Here is a 20,599-nt window from a genome sequence, read left to right on the forward strand (position 1 = left end):
CCAGGCCGAGCCGCCCCAGATGGACGCCTGTCGACCGACACGCTCCTGGACGCGCGCGGGATCGGGGCTGGCCAGTCATCCCGCCGATCTTGCGCCGCGCCGGGCCGGCCCCGCAACCTCGGCGGACGTTATCCTTTCACCAAAGCTTTGGCGCCATGCTCGCGCACGCCTTCCTCGCGAGACGTGGAGCAGACGCCATGACCGCCCTTGACGCCGCCGGCAGCCGCCCGCGGAAAGCGCAGTTCGATCGCTGGACGGCGGTGACCGCCGTCGCGGTCGCCCTTGCGGTCGCGCTGGTGGCGGCGGCCTGCTATCGCGCCTTCGGGGAGCACGGGGGCGTCAACAGCTACGCCCTGCTCGCGGATGCGTTCCTGCACGGCCGCTTCGACAGCCCGACCTGCTTCGACAGCGACTGCGCGCGCTTCCAGGACCGGATCTACGTGATCTTCCCGCCTGTTCCGGCGGTGATCGCGACGCCGCTGGTGGCGCTGTTCGGCGTCGACACGCGCGGCTTCATTCCGCTTTCCATGGCGCTCACGGCGGTCAGCGGCTGGGCCTGGTGGGCCATCGCCGGACGCCTCGGCCTCAGTCGCCCCGCGCGCTTCTGGGCCGCCCTCGCCTTCATCTTCGGGGCGCCGGCCGCCTATGTGACGCTGCGTGGCGACGGCGTGTGGTTCTTCGCGCAGGTCGTGGCCCTGACGCTGGTCAGCCTGGCGATCCTCGCGACGCTCGACCGCCGCCTGGTGCTCGCCGGCGCCCTGATCGGCCTCGCCTTCCTGTCGCGCCAGATGGCGCTGTTCGTCGCGCCCTTCCTGTTCGCCCTGTCCCGACCCAAGGACGCGCGTCTGATCGCGTTTGACCGCGCCACGATCATGGACGCGCTCCGGCTTGGCGCGCCGATCCTGGCCGCAATCGGCGTCTACTGCCTCTACAACTGGGCCCGCTTCGGCGCGCCGCTCGACACCGGCTACGCCCACATCGCGGCCTATCCGGCGGAAGACGACCGCAACTTCATCACCTGGCGAATCCTCGATCTCGGCCTGTTCTCGAAGGACTACGTCGTCTTCAACCTGGCGCACCTGTTCCTGCAGGGCTTCCATGTCGAGTTCGGCGGCAAGCACATGACGGAGCTCGTCCGGATGGACCCGATGGGCTCCTCCCTGGTCGCCGCGAGCCCCTTCCTGCTCTATGCCTTCTATGCCCGCGCGGACGCGAAGCTGCTGATCGGCGTCCTGGTGATCTCGATCGTCGCCGGGATCACGCTGTTCTACCATTCGAACGGGTTCTCGCAGCACAACGTGCAGCGCTACGCGCTCGACTGGCTGCCGGTCCTTTACGTCCTGCTGCTGCCGGCGCTGGCGGGCGATGCGGAGAAGGCCGCCGAACGCCTCAAGATGTTCCGGCTGCTCGCGACCTACGCGATCGCGCTCAACGTGGCGGCGTTCGCGCTGGTGGCGGCGACCAAGGGCGCCACCTGAGCGGAGCCCTCAGGGCCGGTCCGTCAGGGCGACCGCTCCGGCCGTCGCCGCGCGGCGGAACGCGCTCTCGAACAGCGGCGTGAGCCGCAGCGCCGCGGCGCGCGCGATGTGGTCGGTGTCCCGGTAGATCGGGGCGCCGTTCCTGACGACCGGGCATTTCTTGTCGTCGCAGAGCGCAGGGATCGGATCGACGATGTCGGCGCCGTGCTTGGCCGCAGCCGCGGCGATGATCTCGCGCGCGCGGGCTTCGCGCTCCTCGACCGCTTCGCGAGGCGGCGCGATGTCCGCCTTGCGCCCGGAGAGCATCAGGCGGGCGAGCTCGTAGGGCACGTTGTAGCCGGGCTCAGGCACCGACATCACGATGACGGGACGGACGCCGAGCTCGACCAGCCGGCCGAGCGTCCTGTCGAGCGCTGCGGCGAACTTGGCGTCCTCCCCGGGCACCGGGGGCGCGATGTCCTTGGGGTCGAAGAACAGGCCTTCGTCGCCATAGCCGTTGCCGAGCGCCGCGCGCGGCCAGCGCGCCACCAGGAAGGCCACGGGAATCTTCTGCGTGGCGATCAGGTCGAGGGTCGCCTCGTTCACCTCCTGGCAGCGCCGCCGCGTCTCCTCGCGCGCGGTGATCGTCTCGAAATCGAGCAGCGGCGGACAGGCGCCGGCCCCCACGATCACGCCCCGCGGCCCGAGCCGGTCCCCCGCCGCGAAGATCGGCGGCGACATGGAGGCGGCGTGGCTGTCTCCCCAGACGATGAAGTCCGGACGCCCCGCGGGCGCGCGCCCACGCGAGCAGACCCGACCGGCGCGGATGTCGTCGAGGCTGGGGCCGGTGCGGCCCTTGGTGTCGATGAAGCACGCCGGGCTCTCCGGCCAGTCGTCGCCCATGCGGGCGTAGATCGCGCGCACGTCCTCCGGCAGCCGCTGGGGCAACCCGCCGGTGGCGCTGAAGCTCGCGCCGGCGGCGCAGCACAGGGCCGTCGCCGCGGCGGCGCGGCTGAAGACCCGCAGCGGCCGGCCGGGAGCGTGCTGACGGAACGGCTGCTCCACAAAGCGCCAGGACAGCCACGCGAGCACCAGCGAGACGCCGATCACGGCGAGGCCGCCCATGAGGCCAAGGCGGGCGTCGTGCCGGTACTCGAGCAGCACGATGAGCGGCCAGTGCACGAGGTAGAGCGAGTACGAGATCTTGCCCACGAACACGGCCGGGCGCACGGCGAGGGCGCTGGCGACCACCGTGCCGGCGCGCGCGCCGTTGAGGACGAGCGCCGTTCCGACCGTCGGCAGCAGGGCGGGCCAGCCGGGGAAATCGCTCTCGGCGTTGAAGATGAAGAAGGACGTCGCGATCATCGCCACGCCGAGGCCGGCGAAGACGTCGCCTTCGAGCCGCCTGACCGGCCGCAGCGCGATCAGGCCGCCGAGCATGAGCTCCCACAGCCTGAACGGCGCGAGGTAGAAGGCGGTCAGCGGCTGATCCGGCGCCGTCCATGCGGCGGCTGCGAGCGACAGGCCGAAGAGCAGCGCCAGGGTCCACAGCAGCAGCCGCCGCCCGAGCTTCCAGAGCGCGGCGAGCAGCAGCGGATAGACGAGGTAGAACTGCTCCTCGATGGCGAGCGACCAGGTGTGCAGAAGCGGTTTGGTCTGCGCGGCCGCGTCGAAATAGCCGGCCTCGTCCCAGAACAGCACGTTCGAGACCATCAGGGCGGCCGCGACCGCGCTCTTGCCCATCGCCTTCAGGTCGAGCGGCAGCAGGATCATGGCCGAGGCCGCCGCCGTCACGAGGATCGTGACGGCGAGCGCGGGGAACAGTCGCCTGACCCGGCGCTCGTAGAAGCGGACAAGGCTGAAGCGGCCGGCGTCGAGCTCCGCCGCAAGCATCGAGGTGATGACGTAGCCGGAGATCACGAAGAAGACGTCCACGCCCGCAAAGCCGCCCGGGAGCAGCCCGGTCGCGTGGAACAGCAGCACGGCCAGAACAGCGACCGCGCGCAGTCCGTCGATCTCAGGTCTGTAGGTCAAACGGAACGTCCCGGGAGGCTTACGCTGCGCCGACGGAGAGCGGCGCCGAGAGGGCGGCGGGGAGCCGCCGGTCCGATGTGAGCCGCGGCTCAGGGATCGCAAGATGCCGCGACGTCGGGCCGCGCCGTGTCAGTTCTGCCGAAACGTCAGCAGCCGGTGGCCGACATAGCTCGTCGCGGCGCCGATTCCGATGGCCGCCGCGTGCGAGATCGGCTCGACCCAGAGGGTCCAGCCGATCGCCGGCGCGAGCCAGCGCACGGACCCGACCGCGAGCGCCCAGACCTCGACGGCGCCGACGAGATTGACGAGGACGAACTTCCAGAGCTGCGAGCGGGCGTCGCCCTGCTGCGCCTCGAACACGAAGAAGCGGTACAGGAAGAAGCCCACCGCCATGCCGATCGCATAGGCCACGATCACGGCGGCGCCGAACGGCATCACCTCGTTGAGCGGGAAGCGCGCGGCCCAGTTCACCAGCGCCGCGAAGCCGCCGGCAAGCAGGAACCGTCCGATGCGGCGGAGCTCTTGGGGAGAGATGCGTGACCGCATCGCGGGCGGCATCAGCGCCTGCGCGAGCTCGTACATCGAACGCCTCACCAGAACACGAGAGACCGCGGGAGCACCGCCGCCAGGAAGGCCAGCGCCATCACCGCGCCGAGCGCGAGGCTCGGTCTGTCGCGCACCGCGAAGGCCACCGGGTCGTCGTTCAGCTGGTCCCGGCCGGACAGCACCCAGACCCGCCCGAGCCAGAGGAACAGCACGCAGGGGAACGCCCAGAGCGCGGCGGGCGTCGTGTAGAAGCCCGCCCGGAAGGCCTCCTCGATCAGATAGAGCACCATGACCAGCACGGCCGACATGCCGGTCGACACCCCCATGCCGATCAGGAACGGCGCGTCCGCAGCGAGGTAGCCGCGCCCGCTCGCCTTCTCGGCCCCCGAAAGCGCCACCCGCACCATCTCGGTGTGGCGCTTGGCGAAGGACAGGGACGAGAAGATGAACATGGAGAACACCAGCAGCCATGGCGATCCCGGAACGGCGGCGAGCGCGATGCCGATCACCAGGCGGAGCGTGAAAAGCGCCGCGAGCGTGAACACGTCAAGCACCGCGATCCGCTTGAGGCGGAAGGAATACGCCAGAGTGACGACGAGATAGGCCAGGAATGAGGCCAGCACCGCGCCGCCGAGCATCGCGGCCCCCACGAGGGCGATCAGGATCCCGATCGGCGCCGCCGCCAGCCCGGCCCAGATCGGAAGGCGGCCGCTGGCGAACGCCCTGTCCTTCTTCGACCAGTGCCGACGATCGTCGTCGATGTCCCACAGATCGTTGAGGACATAGGTCGACGAAGCGAGCAGCCCGAGCAGCACGAAGCCGATCAGCACCGTGGCCCACGCATGCGGATCGAACGCTCTGCCGCCGAGCACCAGCGGAACCGCCACCAAGGCGTTCTTGGCCCACTGATGGACGCGCGCGGCTTTGGCGATCGTGCGCAGGCCGACCGGCCGGCGCGGGATGACCGAGAGCGGCTTCTCAAGCGTTTCGACCGCGCGCAGCGTCGCGCCGGCCGGCTCGACCGCCACGACCTCCCGGGCCGCGCGCCAGACCGGCAGATCCTCGGCGCGGCCGCCCGCATAGGCGAACCCGCCGGGGAAACGCTTCTGAAGCACCGGGGCCCGCGCCTCCCCGCCGTCGCCCGCGACCACGCCGTCCACGAAGCCGAGCCGGTCCGCGAGCTGAGCGGCGACCCGGGGATCCGCCTCGGTGACCAGATGGACCTCGCGGCCACGCGCATGCTCGGTTTCCGCCAGCTCGACCAGCGCGTCGTTCACCGGAAGCGCGCCGGCGTCGATGGCGTTGCGGTCCGCCAGCCGTCGCCGAAGCGCCGTAGGACCGCGCAGCAGCCAGAGCAGCAGCAAGAATATCCGCCACGGGTTCTCGCGCAGAAAGGCGAGCGCGGCTTCCGCCGCGAGATCGCCGCGCAGGAGGCCTCCCTCGACGCTGACGACCAACGCCGGCGCCGCGGACGTCAGGCGCGGATCCGCGTCGGCCGAAGCCCTGGGCGGCGTGCGTGGCTCCAGGGCCATCGGCAGCTCTCCCGCTAAAGAGATCTTGCGTCGCCGCTGAATTTTTGCGGCGTTTCGCCTCCTGCTAGGGCAATAGCGTTAAGAACCGCCCTATGTCCGCCGCTATGACGCGTTTGTCTGCGTCCGCCGCTGGTCCCGGGTTGCGTGTCCGGAGGCTGGATGACATCTCCTCACGGCAGACATGCCCCGATCGACCGACACGGCCGCCGATACCGAGCCGCGGCTTGAACCGCGCGTGACCGACCTGCCGGACGGCCGGACGGATAGCGAACCCGTGCCCCCGGCCGCGCCTGAAATCGACCCGATCCCGACGGCGCAGTTCCCCAAGCTGCGGGCCCTGGCGGCGCGCGCGCCATGGCGGACCATCGGGGCCTGCGGGTCCTTGCTGCTGTTCGGGATGGTGCTGTTCGTCCTGCACCGGCTGGTGCAGGAAGTGAACATCGCCGACGTGAAGGCCGCCGCGGCCGCAACGCCGTGGCGGGTGCTGGGAATCTCGCTCGCCGCCACCGCCGCGAGTTACGTGGCCCTCACGGGCTACGACTGGTTCGGCATCCTGCACATCAAGCGTCGGGACGTCGGGTACCCGGTCGCGGCGCTCGCCTCGTTCACCGGCTACGCGCTCTCCTACACGATCGGATTCCAGATCGTGGTCGCCGGGGCGGTGCGCTACCGGATCTACGCCGGCGCCGGACTGGGGGCGGCCGAAGTCGCCGCCATCACGGCGATTTCGGCGCTGACGCTCTGGATCGGCATCTTCTTCACGCTCGCGCTCGGCCTCGTCACCGAGGCCGCGGACGTCTCCCGGCTCGACGGTCTTTCGGTGACGGTGAACACCTCGCTGGGCGTCGCCATCCTGGTCGCGCTCGGGGCCTATCTGATCTGGATCGGCCGGCGCGAGCGGGCCGTGACGATCGACGGCTACCGGCTCGCTCTGCCGAACGTGAAGTCCACGGGCGCGCAGATCCTCATCGGCGTGGTCGACCTCATGGGCGCGGCCTTCGCGCTCTGGATCCTGCTTCCGCCCGACGCGGCCATCGCCTTCCCGACCTTCGCGGCGCTGTTCGTGGTCGCGATGACGCTCGGCATGCTGAGCCACGCGCCCGGCGGCGCCGGCGTGATCGAGGCGACCGTCCTGCTCGCCCTGCCCAACCTTTCGACCGACGCGGTGCTGGCGAGCCTGCTGCTGTGGCGGGTCGTCTACTACCTGATCCCGTTCACGCTCGCGCTCGCGCTGCTGGGCGGCTCGGAACTCGCGCGCCGCCGTGGCCGCATGCATCGCGCCGGCGTCATGCTGGCCGCCGTCATGCGCCCGGTCGCGCCGATCGTTCTCGGCGCCGCGGTCTTCCTCGGCGGCATCGTCCTGCTCGTCTCGGGCGCGCTGCCGGCCGAGACGGACCGGCTGCATGTTCTGCGGCGGGTCGTGCCGCTGCCCTTTGTGGAGGCGTCCCACCTGCTGGCGAGCGTCGTCGGCGTGGTCCTGCTGGTGGTCGCCCGCGGGCTGCTGCGGCGGCTCGACAGCGCCTACCGGGTCGCCCAGGTCCTGCTGACGGCGGGACTGATCTTCTCGCTGACCAAGGGGTTCGACGTCGAGGAAGCGATCGTGCTCGGCGTCGTCCTGTCGCTTCTGACGGTGAACCGCCGCGCCTTCTACCGGCGCGCCTCGCTGTGGGACCAGGACCTCGCCCCGGCCTGGCTCGCAGCCGTCGCGATCGTGCTGGCGGGCTCCATCTGGCTGGGCTTCTTCGCCTATCAGGACGTCGACTACACCAACCAGATGTGGTGGGAGTTCGCCTATCGGGGCGACGCCCCGCGCTTCCTGCGAGCGAGCCTCGCGGCCTGCGTCGCGGCGCTCGCGATCGGCCTGCACGCGCTGCTGCATCGGCATGGCCGACCGCGCGACACGGCGCCGGAACCCGAGGAGCGGATCGCCGCGATCGTGGCGACCTCGCCGCGCGCGGACTCGAACCTCGCCTTCCTGGGCGACAAGCGGTTCCTGTTCTCCGAAGCCGGCGACGCCTTCATCATGTACCAGGTCCAGGGTCGCAGCTGGGTCGCGATGGGCGATCCGGTCGGCCCGGCCGAGCGCACGTCGGAGCTGCTCTGGTCGTTCCGCGAGCTCGCCGACCAGCATGGCGGCTGGCCGGTGTTCTACCAGGCGAGCGTCGCGCGGCTGCCGACCTATCTGGACCTCGGCCTGTCGCTGCTGAAGCTCGGCGAGGAGGCCCGGGTCGACCTCTCGAAGTTCACCCTGGAGGGCAAGGCCGGCTACGAGTGGCGCTATGTCGACCGCAAGGCCAGCAAGGAGGGGCTCGAGGTCGCGGTGGTCCCGGCGCGCGACGCCGTCGCGCTCTACCCGGAGCTGAAACGCGTCTCCGACGCCTGGATGTCCTCCAAGAAGAACAGCGAGAAGGGCTTCTCCCTCGGCTTCTGGTCGGAGGACTATCTGCGCCACTTCGACATCGCCGTCGTGCGCCACAACGGCCGGATCGTGGGCTTCGCCAACATGTGGTATGGCGCGAACCGCGAGGAGGCGACCGTCGACCTGATGCGCTACGCGCCCGACGCGCCCAAGGGGGTCATGGACGCGCTGTTCGTCCGCCTGATGATCCGGGCGAAGGCGGACGGCTATCGCTGGTTCAATCTCGGCATGGCCCCGCTGTCCGGCCTCGCCGACCACCCGCTCGGGCCGACCTGGAACAGGGTCGGAGCCTTCCTGTTCCGCTACGGCGACAACTTCTACAATTTCGAGGGTTTGCGGACCTACAAGTCGAAGTTCGACCCGGTCTGGGAGCCGCGCTACCTCGCGTGCCCGGGCGGCTGGGTGCTGCCCCAGATCCTGCTCGACATCACGGCGCTGATCGGCGGCTCGCCGAAGCGCGCCGCGCCCTCCGCGGCTTCCGCCGAGCCCACGCTGACCGAGGATTCCGCCGCGTGAAGGCTCAGTCGGCGCTCGCTGCCCTCGCCATACTCGCCGGGCTTGCGGGCCCGGTGGCGGCCGATGAGCTCCGCCGCGCGTCCGTCGGGAACGAGACGCTGAAGGACGTCGCGGTCATCGCGCCGGCCGCCGAACCCTCGACGATCGTCGCGCTGATCTCCGGCATGGACGGCTGGACGCCGGCGCGGGCCGCCGAGGCCGAGGCGATCGCCCGGGAAGGCGGCGCGGTCATCGCGATCGACCTGCCGCGCTATCTCGCCGGGGCCGCCAGGACCTCTGAGGACTGCATCTTCCTGTCCGGCGACATCGAGGATTACGCCCGCCTCGCCGGCAAGACCTTCGGCATGAAGACCTACCGGCTGCCGGTCCTGCTCGGCGTCGGCGTGGGCGCGGACATCGCCTATGCGATGCTGGCGCAGGCCCCCGCCAACATGTTCTCAGGCGCGGTCTCGGTCGGCTTCAGCGACCGCGCGCCGCTGCCGAAGCCGCTCTGCGACGGCCCGAAATCGACCACCCGTGACGGGCCGGATCTCGTCATCGGCCGCGATCCGCCGGACGGCCTGCAGGGCGAATGGCGCATCCTGACGCCCGCTCCCGCAGCCGACGACCTCAAGAACTTCGTGAAAGACCTGCCGAACGCAGAGGTCGTCGAACAGGAGGCGGGCGCAGACATGGCCGCCGAGGCGCGCGACGCCGCCTTCGACATCGGCGGCGGCGAGCCCGACGCCGTGAACGCGCTGCCGCTTGTGCTCTATCCGCCGAACCGCCCGGACCCCAAGGGCCTTGCGGTCATCTACGCCGGCGACGGCGGCTGGCGCGATCTCGACAAGAGCGTGGCCGGCTATTTCCAGCAGGAGGGCTACGGCGTCGTCGGCGTCGACACGCTGCGCTACTTCTGGAACGAGAAGACGCCCCGTGAACTCGGCGACGACCTCGAGGCGATCGTGGGCCGCTACGGCCCGGAGTGGAAGGCGAAGCGCATCCTGCTCGCGGGCTATTCCTTCGGCGCCGACGTCATCCCCTTCGCCTGGCAGCGCATCTCCCGCCAGGTGCGCGATCAGGTCGGCCTGATCGCCCTGCTCGGCCTCTCCAAGACCGCCGACTTCGAGGTCAGCGTCGCGGGCTGGCTCGGAGTCGGCTCCGGCCAGCATGACGTGCTCAAGCCCGCCGCCGGCCTGCCGATGGACCGCGTGTTGTGCGTCTACGGCAAGGAGGAGCTCGAGGAGAAGGACAACGACGTCGCCTGCGCGACCGACGTGTTCCCGGCCTCGGCCCGCCTGGAGCTGCCCGGCGGGCACCATTTCGACGAGGACTACGCCGCCCTCGCCCGGCGGATCGACGACGCTTTCACCCGGGGCCCTTCGGCCGGCCGCTGAGCGGAGGCCGGCCCGCTATCGCGCTGCGCCGCCCGGGGCTAACCTCCCGCTGACGCCGCTCGGGCGGTGATGCGGATGAACAGCCATGTCGGCGAACTCCGGACCCGGCGCCCCACGTGAGCTTGCCGCGCGGTGCTGCGTCGTGGGCGGCGGCCCCGCCGGACTGATGCTCGGCCTGCTGCTGGCGCGCGCGGGCGTCGATGTCGTGGTGCTGGAGAAGCACGCCGACTTCCTGCGCGATTTCCGGGGCGACACGATCCATCCCTCGACGCTCGACGTCATGGCCGATCTCGGGCTGCTGCGGCGGCTGCTCGAACTGCCGCACCAGGAGGTCGAGACGCTGACGGGCTTCGTGGAGGACGAGGCCTTCGGCATCGCGGACTTCCGCCGGCTCTCCACCCGCTGCCGGTTCATCGCCCTGATGCCGCAATGGGATTTTCTCGACTTCATCGCCGGCGAGGCCGGGCGGTACCCGGGGTTTCGCCTCATCCGGCGCGCGGAGGCCACGGGCGTCATCCGGCGCGAGGGCCGCGTGATGGGCGTCGAGGCCCGCACCGAGGAGGGCCCGCTCACGATCACGGCCGATCTGGTGGTCGGCTGCGACGGCCGACGGTCGGCGATCCGCCAGAGCGCCGGCCTCGAGAGCGGAGCGCTCGGCGCGCCGATGGACGTCATGTGGTTCCGGCTGTCGCGGAAGCCCGCCGACGGCGACGCCACCGCGGGCCGGTTCAGCGCCGGCGCGGTGTTCGTGACGATCAATCGCGGCGACTACTGGCAGTGCGCCTATCTGATCCCGAAAGGCGGCGCGGACGCGGTGCGGGAGCGCGGCCTGGAGGCGTTCCGCCAGGCCGTCGCCCGGCTCGCGCCGTTCGCGGCCGAACGCGCCGCGGAGCTCGTGTCGTGGGATCAGGTCAGCCTGCTGACCGTCGCCGTCGACCGGCTGAAGCGTTGGGACCGGCCCGGCGTGCTGTGCATCGGAGACGCCGCCCACGCGATGTCGCCGATCGGCGGCGTCGGCATCAACCTCGCGATCCAGGACGCCGTGGCGACCGCCAATCTGCTCGCCGCGCCGTTGCGGGAGGGCCGGCTCCGGCCAGAGGACGTCCGCCGGGTGCAGGCCCGGCGGGAATGGCCGACGCGGGTGACGCAGGCGCTGCAGGTCCAGGTCCAGAACCGGATCATCACGCGGGCGCTCGCCGGCGGAGAGCGGCTCCGGCCGCCGCTCGCCCTGCGGCTCATGCGGCGTTTTCCGGCGCTGACGCGGATCCCCGCCCGCATCGTCGGAGTGGGCGTGCGGCCCGAACGCGTGACGGCTCCGCCCGTGGCCGCGCAGACGCCGCCTTAGGGGCGGCCGGGCTCGTCCGGCGAGCGCGCGTCGATCGCCAGCGCGTGAACCTGCCCGGCGAGTTCGCCCGCCAGCAGCGCGTTGACCCGCCGGTGCCGGTTGATCCGGCTCACGCCCGAAAACGCGTCCGAGACGACCCGCACGCGAAAATGTGTCTCGCCGCCCGGCCGCGATCCGGCGTGTCCGGCGTGCAGGTGGCTCTCGTCGACGACCTCCAGCCGCTGCGGGCTCAGCGCTTCTCTCAAGGTGCTCTCGATGCGGTCGCGCACGCTCATGCTAAGTCTCCGTCTTCGCCGCTGAATCGCTCAAGGGCCGGGCTCGTCAAGGCGCCCGCGCGAAGAACGGCGTTGCGCCGCCGCATCCTTGTTCGGGTCAGCCGGCGCGACCATAATGGACCACGTGATGAAGCTCGACAGCCCCTGGTTCGATCGGATCCGCGTCTCCCGCTCCCGCCCCGAGGAGCGCCCGGAGCCGAAGGTCGCGCGTTGCCAGCATCCCGGCTGCCGCGAGCCCGGAACCTACCGGGCGCCGAAGGGCCGTGACCGCGAGAACGACTACTGGCGCTTCTGCCTGGAACATGTGCGCGCCTACAACTCTTCCTACAACTTCTTCGCCGGCATGTCGGACGAGGATTTGCGGGCCTATGAGAAGGACGCGCATGTCGGCCACCGTCCCACCTGGCAGATGGGACGCAACGGCCCCGCCAGCGCGGACGCCCGCAAGCAGAAGGGCCGCCAGCGCCAGCGCGGCTGGGCCAGCGACTTCGTGTTCGAGGACGGCTTCAACGTCTTCGGCGAACAGGCCTCCGGCCGGACCGAGCCGGAGCGGGAGCTCAAGAGGTTGGAGCGGAAGTCGCTCGAGTCACTGAATCTCGGCGCAAGCGCCACTCCCGAGGAGATCAAGGCGCGCTACAAGGAACTGGTGAAGCGGCTGCATCCGGACGCGAATGGCGGCGACCGCAGCACCGAGGACAAATTGCGCGAGATCATCCAAGCCTATAATCATCTCCGATCCGCCGGCTTCTGCTGATCCGAACTTTGAGCGCGCGTCCCGCGCGCCGCCGGGCCTGCCGCGCGGGCTCTCGCCCGGCCAGGAGGCCCCATGACCGTTCTCATCGACGCTCCGTCCGCCGACTCGCTCCTGCCCGACATGAAGGTGTCGGCGCGCCAGGTTTTCGGCATCGACAGCGATCTGGAGATCCCGGCCTTCGCCGAGGCGCGCGGCGCGGTGCCGGACCTCGACCCCGACTACCTGTTCGACCATGACACCACGCTGGCGATCCTGGCGGGCTTCGCCCGCAACCGGCGCGTCATGGTCACCGGCTACCACGGCACCGGCAAGTCGACCCATATCGAGCAGGTCGCGGCGCGGCTGAACTGGCCGTGCGTCCGCGTCAACCTCGACAGCCATGTCAGCCGCATCGACCTGATCGGCAAGGACGCGATCGTCCTGAAGGACGGCAAGCAGGTCACGGAGTTCCGCGACGGCATCCTGCCGTGGGCGCTGCAGAACAACGTCGCGCTGGTGTTCGACGAGTATGACGCCGGCCGGCCCGACGTGATGTTCGTCATCCAGCGCGTCCTCGAGCAGTCCGGCAAGCTGACGCTGCTGGACCAGCGGCGCGTGCTGCGGCCGCACCCGGCGTTCCGGCTGTTCGCGACCGCAAACACGGTCGGGCTCGGCGACACGTCCGGCCTCTATCACGGCACCCAGCAGATCAATCAGGGCCAGATGGACCGCTGGTCGATCGTGACCACGCTGAACTACCTGGCGCACGACAAGGAGGTCGACATCGTGCTGGCCAAGGCCCCGCAGTATCGCGGCGCGCCGAACGGCCGCGACACGGTGTCGAAGATGGTCAGGCTCGCGGATCTCACGCGCCAGGCCTTCATCAACGGCGACCTGTCCACCGTGATGAGCCCCCGCACCGTCATCACCTGGGCCGAGAACGCCGACATCTTCGGCGATCTGGGCTTCGCGTTCCGGCTCACCTTCCTCAACAAGTGCGACGAGCTCGAGCGGTCCCTGGTCGCCGAGTTCTACCAGCGGTGCTTCGGCAAGGAGCTGCCGGAGAGCGCCGTCAACGTCGTGATGAGCTGACCGCCCGACCGTGATCTCCAACCGCAAGCCCGGCGAAAAGCTCGCCCCGCCGTCCGAGCCGCTGAAGCGGGCGGTCGCGGGCTGCCTCCGCGCCATCGCGGGGGATGCGGAGGTCGAAGTCACCTTCGCGCCCGAGCGCCCGGCGCTCTCGGGCGAGAAGGCGCGCCTGCCGGAGCCGCCGCGCCGGATGAGCCCCCAGGACGTCGCGGTGCTGCGCGGCCATGCGGACTCCATGGCGCTGCGGCTCGCCTGCCATGACCAGGGCACGCACGCCCGGCTGGCCCCGCAGGGCTCGGAGGCGCGCGCCGTGTTCGACGCGGTGGAGCAGGCCCGCGTCGAGGCGATCGGCGCCCGGCGGATGGCCGGCTCCGCGGTGAACCTCGCGGCGATGCTGGAGGACCGTTACCACCGCGGCGCCTATGCGGACATCACCGACCGCGCCGACGCTCCCCTCGAGGACGCGGTGGCGCTGCTGGTGCGCGAGCGCCTCACCGGCAGGAAGCCCCCGGAGTCCGCCCGCAAGCTGGTCGAGCTGTGGCGGCCATGGATCGAGGAGAAGGCCGGGGCGGACCTGTCGCGGCTGGATCACGTGCTGGAGGACCAGAACGCCTACGCCCGCACGATCCGCGATCTGCTGAGCTCGCTCGACATGGGCGAGGAGCTGGCGTCCGACCGCCAGCAGAACGAGGAGGAAGGCGAAGCCGACGGCGAGCAGCCGCCCCCGCAGCAGGGCGAGACCGCCGACGCGCCGCAGGATCACAGCCAGGGCGCGGACGAGGCCGAGGCCGAATCATCGGCTGAAGCCGACGACGACGCCGAGCAGATCGAGGCCGCGGACGCGCCGCCGACCGACGCGCCGGACGACGACGAGCTCGGCGAGGCCGAGGAGGCGACCGAGCCGTGGCGGCCGAAGGACGACCGTCGCAACGAGCGCGACAAGCCGGACTACGTCGCCTTCACCACCAAGTTCGACGAGGAGGCGCTCGCCGAGGATCTCTGCGATCCCGAGGAGCTCGCCCGCCTGCGCACCTATCTGGACAAGCAGCTTTCCGCGCTCCAGGGCGTGGTCGGCCGGCTCGCCAACCGGCTGCAGCGCCGGCTGCTGGCGCAGCAGAGCCGCGCCTGGGACTTCGACCTCGAAGAGGGCATGCTGGATCCCGCACGGCTGTCGAGGGTCGTGATCGACCCGATGAGCGCGCTGTCGTTCATGCACGAGCGGGACACCGAGTTCCGCGACACCGTGGTCACGCTGCTGCTCGACAACTCCGGCTCGATGCGGGGCCGGCCGATCACGGTCGCGGCGACCTGCGCGGACATCCTCGCCCGCACGCTGGAGCGCTGCGGCGTGAAGGTCGAGATCCTCGGCTTCACGACCCGCGCCTGGAAGGGCGGCCAGTCGCGCGAGCAGTGGCTCGCCGCCGGCAAGCCGATGGGCCCCGGCCGGCTGAACGACCTGCGGCACATCATCTACAAGGCGGCCGACGCGCCGTGGCGGCGCACGCGCAAGAATCTCGGCCTGATGATGCGCGAGGGTCTTCTGAAGGAGAACATCGACGGCGAGGCGCTCGTCTGGGCGCATGAGCGGCTGCTCCGCCGTCCCGAGCAGCGCCGCATCCTGATGGTGATCTCCGACGGCGCGCCGGTCGACGACTCCACGCTCTCGGTCAATCCGGGCAACTATCTCGAGCGCCACCTGCGCAAGGTCATCCACGAGATCGAGACCCGCTCGACCGTGGAGCTGATCGCGATCGGCATCGGCCATGACGTGACCCGCTACTACCGTCGCGCGGTCACGATCGTGGACGCCGAGGAGCTTGGCGGCGCGATGACCGAGAAGCTGGCCGAACTGTTCGAGGAGACCAGCGGACACCGCGGCGGCCGCGCGTGAAAACCGCCTGGGCGGCGGTCGCCCTGCTCACCTTCATCGGAGCCGCCGCCGCCGAGCCCGCCCAGTCGCCGGTCGAGAGCCCGAAGGCGATCGAGGTCACGGCGTCTCCGATCCTTCATTTCGACAGCCGCACTCCGGTCGGCGCCGCCTATGGCCAGCTGGTCTTCCTCGGAGGCCTCGATCTCAGATCCCCGGAGCGGCGGTTCGGCGGCCTCTCCGGGTTGAGGCTTTCGGCGGATGGCCGGCGACTGACCGCGGTGAGCGATCGCGGGTCCTGGTTCACCGGAACGCTGCGCTACGACGGATCACGGCCGACCGGTCTGGACGACGTCGTGGTCGCGGACACGCCCGGGCGCGACGGTCGCCCGCTCCGTGGCCGCAGGGGCTTCGACACCGAGGGCCTCGAGATCCAGGGCCGCGTCGCCTGGCTCTCCTCCGAGCGCGTCAACTGGCTGACCCGCTACCGCCTCGACGAGGCCGGCCTGCCTGCCGGACGCGGCGAACCGGTCGCGTTGCCGAAGCTCGCGACGCGGGCGCCGCGCAACGAGGGCTACGAGGCCATCGCCTCCTTCGGTCCCGGCGTTCTGCTCCTCGTGGCGGAACGGTTCCTGGACCCGGACGGCAACAACCGGGCCTTCGCGGCAGGCGCGAAATCATTCGCCTTCAGCGTCCGCCGCACCGAGGATTTCTCGCCGACCGACCTCGCGCGGCTGCCGGACGGCGACTTCGTACTGCTCGAACGGCGCTACCGGCGGCCGCTGTCGCTCAGCGTGCGCGTGCGGCGCCTGCCGGCGGCCGAGATTCGCGCCGGCGGGCTGGTCGACGGCCCGGTGCTGATGGAGGCGACGCTGTCCCAGGCGATCGACAATTTCGAGGCGATCTCGGCGCACCGAGGGCCGGACGGCCGCACCGTCCTGACCCTCCTGGCCGACGACAACTTCTTCGTCTTCGAGCGGACCCTGCTGATGCAGTTCGCCCTGCCCGACTGAGCCTACTGGATCTGCGGCGCCGGCATGTCGCGCACGTTCATGGTGCGGCCGCTCCCGAGATCGATGTCGCCCGGCTTCATGCCCGCCTGGCATTCGCCGACATGCGTCGCCTCGATCGTCGTCTGCTGCGTGCTCGGCCCCTGCGGCGAGACCCTGTCGAGCGCCCCGGGCGCGTCGCGCTGGCCGGTCATCTCCACCGAGGTCTTCATCGTATAGGCGCTGTTGAAGTCGCCGGTGATCACCGAGTGGGTCACGGCGTGCATCTGACCGAGGCTGCACTGGCTGTCGAGGATGATCGAATCGCCATCGGTGCGCTGCTCCTGCTTGGAGCACATGCTGGCCGCCATGCCGCCGAAACGGTCGTTCAGCATCTTGTCGGTCTCAGCGTCCAGGCACATCCGGATGATCTGCGGCGGCATCGCGGCGGTGTCGACCTGGATCTTCATCTCCCACTGGCCGGGCTTGCGCGGCGGCAGGTTGAAGCCGGCGGCCGCCACAGGCGCCGCGACGGCCATCAGCGGGAGGAGGATCATGAAACGGCGCATGGGCATTCTTCCCTCGATCTTGCTTTGCGCGATTCCAGACCACGGCGCGAAGGCGCGGGCAAGGCCGCGGGGGCGCGCCGTTCACCGCGCGAGCGCCGCCATCCCTTCGCGATAGGTCGGATAGGCCAGCTGCACCCCCAGCCGCTCGCGCAGCACGCGGTTCGCGACCCGCTTGTTGGAGGAATAGAAGCTCCGCTGCATCGGCGAGAGCTCGGCGGTCTCGAAGGCGGTCTCCGGCGGCGGAGCGACGCCCATGAGCTCGGCCGCGTAGGCGATCACGTCCTGCGGCGGCGCCGGCTCGTCGTCGGTCACGTTGATCACAGGTCCGACGAGCGGACGCTCGATCCCCGCCGCGATCGCCGCCGCGATGTCGTCGACGTGGATGCGGTTGAACACCTGACCCTGCTTGACCAGCCGCTTCGCCGTCCCCGCGCGCAGATGCTCGACCGGGCCCCGGCCGGGTCCATAGATGCCGGCGAGCCGGAAGATCTGGACCTGAACGCGCTTCACGGCCCCGAAGGCGAGCCAGCTTCCCTCGGCCGTCACGCGGCGCCGGCCGCGGTCGCTGTCGGAGTCCGGCGGCGTCGCCTCGTCCACCCAGCCGCCGCCGGCGTCCGGGTAGACGCCGATCGTCGACAGATAGCCGACCCATCGCAGCTCGCCCGCCGCCTGCAAGGCTTCGCCGGCCCCGCGCAGCGTCGGATCGCCGGCGGCGTCGGGCGGCGCCGAGACCAGCACGTGGCTGGCTTCGGCGATGGCCCCCCGGAGGCCATCCCCGACCGGCCCTCCGTCGAAGAGATGTGTGCGCAGCCCTTCCGCGCGGAGAGCGGCGGCGGTCGCCTCGCTCCGCGTGGTGACGTCGACGGCGTCGAAGCCGCCGCGATGAAGCTCAACGAAACGCCGCGCCGAATAGCCGCAGCCGAACACCACAAGCCGCTTCAAGCCGCCTCCCGAGCCATCGCCACGTCCCATTCGCCGCGGACCGAAGCTTCGCGCTCCGCCGTCCGCTCGCTCGCCTCCAGCCCCGCAAGTCGCGCGGGGTCGAGCCGCCCCAGCCCCCACACCGCCGCCCCGCGAACCAGAGGCGAGCGGTCGCGGAGCAAGCCAGCCAGAACCGGCGCCAGCTCCGGCGCGCCCGAATTTCCGATCGCGATCGCCACGTTACGGACGAACCGGTCGCGACCGATCCGCTTCACGGGGGACTTCGCGAACAGCTTGCGGAACCCGGCGTCGTCGAGACCCGCAAGTTCGGCCAACGGGGGCGCGCGCAGCTCGTCCCGCGCGAACAGCCGGGCCTCCCGCGAGGCCTGGGCGAACTTGTTCCAGGGGCAGGCAGCGAGGCAGTCGTCGCAGCCATAGACCCGGTTGCCGATCGCGGGGCGGAACTCGAGCGGGATCGGACCGGCGTGCTCGATCGTGAGGTAGGAGATGCAGCGCCTTGCGTCGAGCCGATAGGGCGCGGGGAATGCGTTGGTCGGGCAGGCGTCCAGACAGGCGCGGCAGGAGCCGCAATGATCGGCCTCCGGCGCGTCCGGCGGCAGCTCGGCGGTGGTGAAGATCGCGCCGAGGAACAGCCAGGAGCCGAACTCGCGCGACACCAGGTTGGTGTGCTTGCCCTGCCAGCCGAGGCCCGCCGCCTCGGCGAGCGGCTTCTCCATCACCGGCGCGGTGTCGACGAACACCTTGATCTCGGCCCCCGCCGAGGCGAGCGCGCCCGCGACCTGCTTGAGCCGCCCCTTGATGACCTCGTGGTAGTCGTCGCCCTGGGCGTAGACCGAGATCGCCGCGCGCTCCCGCCGCGTCACTGCGGCCCTTGGATCGTGGTCAGGCCCGTAGTTCATGCCGAGCATGATCACCGATCGGGCCTCCGGCCACAGCGCGGCCGGGTCGCCGCGCCACTCGGCGCGGGCCGCAAGCCAGCCCATGGTGGCGTGATGGCCTTCGGCGAGCGCGCGGGCGAGCCGCGGCGCAGCCTGGGGAATGGCGTCGGGCGTCGTGACCGCGACGACGTCGAAGCCGAGGCTGCGGGCGCGCTCGGCGAGCCGGGCCTTGAGGCCAGCGGGCGTCACCGCGCCTCTCCGGGCGTCGCCGCCCTCGCGGAGCCCGCGAGGTCTTCGATCAGAAATCCAGGTCCGCGTAATGTGGCGCGGCGGCGGTGCCGGGCACGGACTCGGCCAGGAGCGGGCGGAACGACGGGCGCGACTTCACCCGCGCATACCAGCCTCTTGCGGTCTCGTCCTCGTCCCACGGCACGTCGCCCAGATAGTCCACGACCGAGAAATGGGCCGCGGCCGCCAGATCGGCATAGGTGAGCCGATCGCCCGCCAGCCATTTCCGCTGCCGGATCAGGTAGCCGACATATTTGAGATGATAGCGGATGTTGGCCCGGCCTGCGCGGATCGCCGCCATTTCGGGCGCGCCGCCGCCGAGATTGGTCGGCATGAACCGCTTGTAGATCTTCTCGGTCACGAGGTGGCTCGAGACCTCCTCGAAGAACTTCCGGTTGAACCAGTCCGTCAGGCGCCGGGTCTCGACCCGCTCGCGCGGCGATTCCGGCAGCAGGCGGCGGTCGCCGAGCGCGAGACCACGGGTCTCGTCGAGATATTCCGCGATCACGTCGGCGCCGGGCACCGAGGGCATGCTGGCCTCGACCAGGACCGGCGTCGTGCCCGCCGGGTTGAGGGCCAGGAACGGCTCACGGCGCTCCCAGACGCGCTCCTCGACCAGATCGGCGTCGAGCCCGTACTCGCCCATGGCGAGGCGCACGAAACGCGAATGCGGACAAAGCGGATGGTGGTAGAGGATGGCCATTAATGCCGGTGCGCTGTAGGGGGGTGTGGCCGGCGCGCAGCGGCCCGCGCCGGAACGCCGGGCGTTTGATGGCGCGGCGCAGAAGCCCCGTATAGAACCGGCCTAGCCCCGCGACAACAACGAATCGGCCGCGGGTTTCGGGGAGTTCGGCATGACGGTGGTGAACCTGATGGAGGCCGCCCTGCTCGGGGTGGTTGAAGGGCTCACCGAGTTCCTCCCGGTGTCGTCCACCGGACACCTCCTGCTGCTCGGTCATTTCCTCGGCTTCGAGGCCAAGGGCAAGACGTTCGAGGTGCTGATCCAGCTCGGCGCCATCCTGGCGATTCTGGTGGTCTATTCGCGCCGGCTGACCGACGTCGCGGTCCGCGTGCCCTACGATCCGGCCGCGCGGCGCTTCGTCCTCGGCGTGCTGATCGCCTTCCTGCCCGCGGCGGTGATCGGCGCGACGATGCACGGTTTCATCAAGAGCGTGCTGTTCGAGACCCCCGCGGTGGTCTGCGTGGCCCTCATCCTGGGCGGCCTTGTGCTGCTCTGGGTCGACATGCGGCATCCTCAGGCCGACGAGCCCCCGGTCGGCTCAGGGGGCGCGGTCCTGCGGCCGGACGGGGCGCGGCCCGTTCTCTATGACGACGCGATGCGCTTCCCGCTGCCGGTCTGCCTCGTGATCGGCCTCTGCCAGTGCTTCGCCCTTGTGCCCGGCGTGTCGCGCTCCGGCTCGACCATCGTGGCCGGCCTGCTGCTCGGCGCCAGCAAGCGCGCCGCGGCGGAGTTCTCCTTCTTTCTCGCGATCCCGACCATGTCGGGGGCGTTCGCCTACGACCTCTACAAGACCCGTCACGAGCTGAACTTCAACGACGCGACGCTGATCGTGGTGGGCTTCGTCTTCGCCTTCGTGACCGCGCTGATCGTGGTGCGCTACGTGCTCGACTTCATCTCGCGCCACGGCTTCGCCGCCTTCGCCTGGTGGCGGATGATCGTCGGGGCCGCCGGTCTCGCGGGCCTGATGGTCTACGGATGACCCGCCGGCCGGCGGAGGAGGCG

General features: G+C 70.7%; 17 protein-coding genes. 9 read left to right on the top strand and 8 right to left on the bottom strand.

The genetic code is table 11. From position 1 onward, the window contains the following. Positions 1-197: 197 nt before the first annotated feature. Positions 198-1,478, top strand: a complete 1,281-nt coding sequence (locus tag GGR24_RS07660) for a glycosyltransferase family 39 protein (RefSeq protein WP_183394757.1) — start codon at positions 198-200, stop codon at positions 1,476-1,478. Between the two features lie 9 nt (positions 1,479-1,487). Here the strand turns inward: GGR24_RS07660 and GGR24_RS07665 are convergent, their stop codons facing one another. The 3 genes from GGR24_RS07665 to GGR24_RS07675 all read right to left on the bottom strand — a co-directional run bounded on the left by GGR24_RS07665 (position 1,488) and on the right by GGR24_RS07675 (position 5,569). Then, positions 1,488-3,491, bottom strand: coding sequence for an acyltransferase family protein (locus tag GGR24_RS07665; protein ID WP_183394758.1), 2,004 nt, complete (start codon positions 3,489-3,491; stop codon positions 1,488-1,490). 129 nt (positions 3,492-3,620) lie between these two features. Then, complete coding sequence (locus tag GGR24_RS07670) at positions 3,621-4,073, bottom strand: GtrA family protein (protein ID WP_183394759.1); 453 nt, start codon at positions 4,071-4,073, stop codon at positions 3,621-3,623. Between the two features lie 8 nt (positions 4,074-4,081). Next, the gene (locus GGR24_RS07675) at positions 4,082-5,569 is read right to left on the bottom strand and encodes a UbiA family prenyltransferase (RefSeq protein WP_183394760.1); all 1,488 of its coding nucleotides are present in this window, start codon (positions 5,567-5,569) and stop codon (positions 4,082-4,084) included. Between the two features lie 235 nt (positions 5,570-5,804). Between GGR24_RS07675 and mprF the strand changes: the two genes are divergently transcribed. The 3 genes from mprF to GGR24_RS07690 all read left to right on the top strand — a co-directional run bounded on the left by mprF (position 5,805) and on the right by GGR24_RS07690 (position 11,225). Beyond that, the gene (gene mprF / locus GGR24_RS07680; protein ID WP_343066221.1) at positions 5,805-8,504 is read left to right on the top strand and encodes a bifunctional lysylphosphatidylglycerol flippase/synthetase MprF; all 2,700 of its coding nucleotides are present in this window, start codon (positions 5,805-5,807) and stop codon (positions 8,502-8,504) included. Beyond that, positions 8,501-9,880: a virulence factor family protein gene (locus GGR24_RS17845; RefSeq protein ID WP_183394762.1), complete on the top strand. Its 1,380-nt coding sequence runs from the start codon at positions 8,501-8,503 to the stop codon at positions 9,878-9,880. The genes mprF and GGR24_RS17845 overlap by 4 nt, the downstream gene beginning before the upstream one ends. 85 nt (positions 9,881-9,965) lie before the next feature. Next, on the top strand, positions 9,966-11,225 hold the full coding sequence (locus tag GGR24_RS07690; RefSeq protein ID WP_183394763.1) for an FAD-dependent oxidoreductase: 1,260 nt from the start codon (positions 9,966-9,968) through the stop codon (positions 11,223-11,225). Here GGR24_RS07690 and GGR24_RS07695 read toward each other — a convergent pair. Then, positions 11,222-11,500 (bottom strand): BolA family protein, encoded by a 279-nt coding sequence (locus tag GGR24_RS07695; protein WP_183394764.1) that lies wholly within the window; start codon positions 11,498-11,500, stop codon positions 11,222-11,224. The two genes, GGR24_RS07690 and GGR24_RS07695, sit on opposite strands and share 4 nt — an antisense overlap. A gap of 127 nt (positions 11,501-11,627) precedes the next feature. On the opposite strand from GGR24_RS07695, the gene GGR24_RS07700 reads away from it, so the two are divergent. From GGR24_RS07700 to GGR24_RS07715, 4 genes are all read left to right on the top strand, one after another. Next, the gene (locus GGR24_RS07700; RefSeq protein WP_183395199.1) at positions 11,628-12,254 is read left to right on the top strand and encodes a J domain-containing protein; all 627 of its coding nucleotides are present in this window, start codon (positions 11,628-11,630) and stop codon (positions 12,252-12,254) included. Positions 12,255-12,326: 72 nt separating this feature from the next. Beyond that, on the top strand, positions 12,327-13,325 hold the full coding sequence (cobS, locus tag GGR24_RS07705) for a cobaltochelatase subunit CobS (protein ID WP_183394765.1): 999 nt from the start codon (positions 12,327-12,329) through the stop codon (positions 13,323-13,325). Between the two features lie 10 nt (positions 13,326-13,335). Then, positions 13,336-15,213: a cobaltochelatase subunit CobT gene (gene cobT / locus GGR24_RS07710; RefSeq protein WP_183394766.1), complete on the top strand. Its 1,878-nt coding sequence runs from the start codon at positions 13,336-13,338 to the stop codon at positions 15,211-15,213. Further along, on the top strand, positions 15,210-16,202 hold the full coding sequence (locus GGR24_RS07715; RefSeq protein WP_183394767.1) for an esterase-like activity of phytase family protein: 993 nt from the start codon (positions 15,210-15,212) through the stop codon (positions 16,200-16,202). Before cobT ends, GGR24_RS07715 begins: the two co-directional genes overlap by 4 nt. A 2-nt stretch (positions 16,203-16,204) precedes the next feature. On the opposite strand, the gene GGR24_RS07720 is transcribed toward GGR24_RS07715, so the two are convergent. From GGR24_RS07720 to GGR24_RS07735, 4 genes are all read right to left on the bottom strand, one after another. Next, positions 16,205-16,753 carry a DUF3617 domain-containing protein gene (locus GGR24_RS07720; RefSeq protein ID WP_246398160.1) on the bottom strand — a complete coding sequence of 183 codons (549 nt, stop codon included), beginning with the start codon at positions 16,751-16,753 and terminating at the stop codon, positions 16,205-16,207. Between the two features lie 75 nt (positions 16,754-16,828). Continuing rightward, positions 16,829-17,689, bottom strand: coding sequence for an SDR family oxidoreductase (locus tag GGR24_RS07725; protein ID WP_246398162.1), 861 nt, complete (start codon positions 17,687-17,689; stop codon positions 16,829-16,831). Further along, a complete protein-coding gene (gene queG / locus GGR24_RS07730; protein ID WP_183394769.1) occupies positions 17,686-18,816 on the bottom strand; it encodes a tRNA epoxyqueuosine(34) reductase QueG in 1,131 nt (376 codons plus the stop codon). Before queG ends, GGR24_RS07725 begins: the two co-directional genes overlap by 4 nt. 49 nt (positions 18,817-18,865) lie before the next feature. Further along, positions 18,866-19,558 carry a glutathione S-transferase family protein gene (locus GGR24_RS07735; protein WP_183394770.1) on the bottom strand — a complete coding sequence of 231 codons (693 nt, stop codon included), beginning with the start codon at positions 19,556-19,558 and terminating at the stop codon, positions 18,866-18,868. Between the two features lie 151 nt (positions 19,559-19,709). Here GGR24_RS07735 and GGR24_RS07740 point away from each other — a divergent pair, with 151 nt between their 5' ends. After that, complete coding sequence (locus GGR24_RS07740; RefSeq protein WP_183394771.1) at positions 19,710-20,576, top strand: undecaprenyl-diphosphate phosphatase; 867 nt, start codon at positions 19,710-19,712, stop codon at positions 20,574-20,576. Positions 20,577-20,599 lie beyond the last annotated feature (23 nt).

This window comes from Hansschlegelia beijingensis (assembly GCF_014196425.1).
Lineage (GTDB): Bacteria > Pseudomonadota > Alphaproteobacteria > Rhizobiales > Methylopilaceae > Methylopila > Methylopila beijingensis.